The organism is Mycobacterium sp. 852002-51152_SCH6134967, assembly GCF_001667105.1.
Lineage (GTDB): Bacteria > Actinomycetota > Actinomycetes > Mycobacteriales > Mycobacteriaceae > Mycobacterium > Mycobacterium neumannii_A.
In genome coordinates this window covers 1-4,317 of sequence record NZ_LZIK01000008.1, presented here as the reverse complement: position 1 = coordinate 4,317, position 4,317 = coordinate 1, and the positions used below count along the sequence as shown (strand labels likewise).

The following is a 4,317-nucleotide window of genomic DNA, read 5'->3' as shown; positions in this document are numbered from 1 at the left end:
GCGACAACACCCAGGCCGGTCTGGTAGGCCGTCATCGCGTCGGTCCACACGGGGCGGGGTTCGAGTTTGGCTGCAAAGCGCAGTTGGCTGACGGTGGCCACCGACGCCAGCTGCGCGTAGTGCTCATCAGAGCCTGGGCCGGCGTGTTGGGCGATCACCCCGACCTGATCGGCCGACAACTGTCCCTGACGTAGTTGTTCGGTGCAGCGGGGGAACTCCTCGATGCGCTGGGCGATCGCGGTGATCGTCTTGGCGGTGGTATCAGACAGACCCAGCTTCCAGGCCACCAGCGCTTTGACCGAGCGTGCCCCGGTGATACCCCACGACCGCTCACGCTCGATCGCAGCGACGATGTCCACGATGCGCCCGTCGATGGCGTTGCGTTGACCGGCCAACTCCTCGAGCGCAGCGAACTGCGCACCCAGGCGCTCATCGGGCGAGAGCTCCTCAGCCCCACAAGGCGCGGCGGTCAACGTCATAACCGCATCATGACACCCACCACCGACAAATTCCGGCCCCCCAAAGTCCACCTCGCCAAGATTGTGCACAAAATGCCGAAAACTGCTGCAGTCGAGTCGATTCCCGACAAAAGATGGTCAGTCGAGGCGCGGACCCTAGCTCGCGGTGCTCAAACCCGCGAGCTTCTGGATGAAGCGAATCTCGTTATCGTCGTGCGCCCGACCGTCGGGGTGGATCAGATCGCTGAACCACGTCTCCGGAAGCGTCGTGTACGGATCGTTCCAGGAGTCCCACGGAAGGTACGTCTGCGTCCGCCCGGCGACGAAGCCCCAATTGTAGGCACCGACGTTGCGCCGCTTGGCAATCGGCAGGATGCCCTCGACCGTGCTGCCGAGGTTGCGGGCGAGGTACTCGGTGCACAGGATCGGCCGGCCCAGCGGGGCGAGCTCGTCAATGCGGTTCTCGAACTCGGACGGCTCGGCGTAGCTGTGGAAGCTGATGATGTCGGAGAGCTCGAGCTGCAGGCTGGCGATTTCACTGCGGCTGCCGGGGTCGCGCCAATGGCCCTGCCACACGCCACTGGTCAACGGTTGGATCGGCTTCACCGCTCGCACCCACTGGAACACGTGTGGCAGGAACGCCGCGACCAGCTTCAGCTTGTCTGCGTGCTCGACCTTGCGGTAGTCCTTCGCGGGGTTGTCCGGCTCGTTCCACACGTCCCACCCCAGAACCCGCGGATCGTTTCGGAACTGGCCGACCACGCCGGTGACATAGCTCTGCAGCACGCGGGTGTAGGCCGGATCCTCCAGGCGGTGAGCGCCGGGACTTTGCACCCAGCCCGAGTTATGCACTCCCTTGATCGGCGCGCGTTGAGGGCCGGCCTTGGGCAACGGATCCCAGCACGAATCGAACAGCACGAACAGCGGTTTGATGTTGTGGCTCGCCGCGATGGAGACGAACTGGGAAAGCCGCTGGCTGAATCCGGCCCGGTCCGTCGCCCACAGCTGGTCGTGCAGGAACACCCGCATGGTGTTCATCCCGATCCGCCTGGCAACGCTGAGCTCACCGGAGATGCGGCGTGGATCGTAGGTGCCCGCCTGGAACATTTCGAGCTGGTTGACTGCGTTCGAGGTGACATAGTTGGCGCCCAGCAGCCAGCCCTGCTCCCCGTACCAGGCATTGGCGCGGTCAGCCGACCACCGCCCCGTCTCGGCCGCAGCGGCGGACGGCAGCTTGGTCAGCGCCGCGGCGGCTGCAAAGTACAGCGGGAGTTTGAGGGCGGTTCGCCGGCGCACCTTGTGAACATAGTGTTCACAGCTGACCTGTTTGGTCCTCGTGTCTCATCCTGCAACGCAACAGGTTTCGAATCGTTATCAACCAGGTGACGCAAGTCACGCCTGACGAGACAGGCTCAGACCGTCAGGCCGTCGGCGACCCGCGGCACCCGCTCGGCCTCCGCGCCGTCGAGCACCATCGCCGCAACCCGGTCCCTGTGCTCCTCGGTGCTGCCCAGCAAAACCGCGTTCGTCGCGGCGCGCTTGTAGTAGAGATGCGCCTGGTGTTCCCAGGTGAACCCGATGCCACCGTGCACCTGAATGGTGTCGTTGGCGACGTGGGTCAGGGCGCCCGAGCAGACCGCCTGGGCGATGCTGGTGGCCAGTGCCGGATCGTCGGATCCGTCCGCCAGCGCCCAGATCGCGTGATAGGCAGCCGACCTCGCGTGCTCGACGTCGACGAGCAGGTTCGCGAGCCGGTGCTTGACCGCCTGGAACGACCCGATCGGCCTGCCGAACTGCAACCGCGACTTCGCATAATCCACTGACAGGTCGAGCAGATGCTGAGCGGCGCCCACCTGCTCCACCGCAAGCAGCGCCGCACCGACCTGCAGCGCATGGTCGATCACTCGGCTGGCTTCCTCGGCCCCGGCGATCACGCGGGCAGGCGCATCGGTGAACGTCACGTTCGCCTCGGAGCGGGTGAGGTCGAGCGTGGCCAGCGGTGTGCGCTGCACTCCGTCGGCGGTGCCGTCGACGGCATACAGGACGACGCCGTCACCGTCACGTGCGCCGACCAACAGGACATCGGCGATGCCGCCGTCAACAACCTGAGTCACCGTGCCCGACAACGTATCTCCGGAAGCCGACACCGAGACGATATCCGGATCAAACGCGCCGGCGCGGTCCACCACGGCGAACGCAGCTGTGCGCCGACCCTCGACGAGGTCATTGAGAAGCTCGTCGCGCACCGGCCCTGATGAGGCGGCCACCAGGGCCGGGATCGCCAGGTACACCGTGCCGAACAGCGGCCCACACGCCAACCGTGCCCCGAGCTCCTCGATGGCCACAGCCTGATCGATGAGCGTTCCGCCGACTCCGCCGTCGGCCTCGGGCACCGACAGACCCAGCACGCCGAGCTCGCCGCCGAGTCGGGCCCAGACCTTGGGATCGAACGGCGGGTCGGACTCCATCAACCCGCGGACGGTCTCCTCGGAGAAGTGTTCGGCGCTGAACTTGCGCACCGCATCGCGCAATTGGCCCTGTTCCTCGGTGAATTTGTACTCGGCCTGCGAGGCTGGGCTGTCAACCACGGGGAATCTCCTTCCACGGCATGCCGGCGTCGGCACGCAGGTCACCGGGCAGCCCGAGGATGCGTTCGCCGAGAATATTCCGCATCACCTCAGACGTCCCGCCTTCGATGGTGTTGGCGCGGCTGCGCAGGTACCGCTGCTGGATGGGCCCCTGCCAGTCGCTGTCCCTTTTTGCGACCGGATGCCCGCTACCCTGCTTATAGCCGTGATACAGAATCCCTTCTGGCCCAAGGAAATCCATACACCACTGGTAGATGTCCTGGTTGAGCTCGGCGCCGACCAACTTGCCGACCGACCCTTCCGGGCCGGGTCCGCCGACCGTCGCGGCTGCGCGTGAGCGTTCGGAGGTGAGCCGTTGCGCCTCCGAGCGCAGCCACAGCTGTGTGAGCCGGTCCCGCAGCACCGGGGTGTGGCGCTCGGGTCGCGACGCCCACAGCCCGGTCGCATCGGCGATGGTGCCTGCGCCGCGCCTGCTGCCGCTGCCGCCGAGTGCGGTGCGTTCGTTCATCAGCGTCGTCATCGCCACGGCCCAGCCGTTGTCGACCTCGCCGAGGCGGTGCTTGTCCGGGATGCGGGCGTCGCTGAAGTAGACCTCGTTGAACTCGGCCTGGCCCGTCATCTGGCGCAGCGGTCGCGTCTCGACGCCGGCCCCGTGCATGTCGATAACGAAGTACGTCAGGCCCTTGTGCTTGGGCACATCGGGATTGGTGCGCGCGAGCAGCAGCCCCCAGCGCGCTCGGTGCGCGAGGCTCGTCCACACCTTCTGGCCGTTGATGACCCAGTCGTCTCCGTCGCGCACGGCCGATGTGGCGAGCCCGGCCAGATCGGAGCCTGCGCCCGGCTCGGAGAACAGTTGGCACCACAGATCGTCGGTGGTTGCCAACGGGCGCAACCAATTTCGTTTGACGTCATCGGTCTGGGCGTGTTCGCGGATCGTGGGCGCGGCCATGCCGTAGCCCATCGGGTTGAGCCCGAGGGGCACCGGGCCGCCCGCGCCCTGCAGGATGCGGTCCGCGACGGCCTGCAGACCGCGGGACACCCCGAGCCCACCGAGGCCTTCGGGAAAGTGCACCCAGGTCAGACCGGCGTCGTAGCAGGCGCCGAGGAATTCGGGAATCGGCACGCTCTTCGGGTCGTGGTCGGCGACGACCCCACGCGCCAGTTCGGCGACCCGACCGGCATCAGCGTCATTGCTCATTGGTAGTCAGGGGCGCGGTATCTGCGTAGCGGACCCGTTTCCCCTTCCCCCTTTCAATCCGTGCGTGCGGTTT

4 protein-coding genes are annotated in these 4,317 nt (G+C 66.6%); all 4 read right to left on the bottom strand.

What is annotated here, in order from left to right:
- Window positions 1-479 (bottom strand): DUF222 domain-containing protein (locus tag A5790_RS01655; RefSeq protein ID WP_156656280.1); only part of this gene is annotated, 479 nt, incomplete at its 3' end.
- 135 nt (window positions 480-614) lie between these two features.
- Entirely contained in the window at window positions 615-1,754 is a 1,140-nt protein-coding gene (locus A5790_RS01650) for a 1,4-beta-xylanase (protein WP_066840950.1), read from the bottom strand.
- Window positions 1,755-1,870: 116 nt separating this feature from the next.
- Complete coding sequence (locus A5790_RS01645) at window positions 1,871-3,046, bottom strand: acyl-CoA dehydrogenase family protein (protein WP_066840947.1); 1,176 nt, start codon at window positions 3,044-3,046, stop codon at window positions 1,871-1,873.
- Window positions 3,039-4,244 (bottom strand): acyl-CoA dehydrogenase family protein, encoded by a 1,206-nt coding sequence (locus A5790_RS01640; RefSeq protein WP_066840945.1) that lies wholly within the window; start codon window positions 4,242-4,244, stop codon window positions 3,039-3,041. The genes A5790_RS01645 and A5790_RS01640 overlap by 8 nt, the downstream gene beginning before the upstream one ends.
- Between the last annotated feature and the right edge of the window lie 73 nt (window positions 4,245-4,317).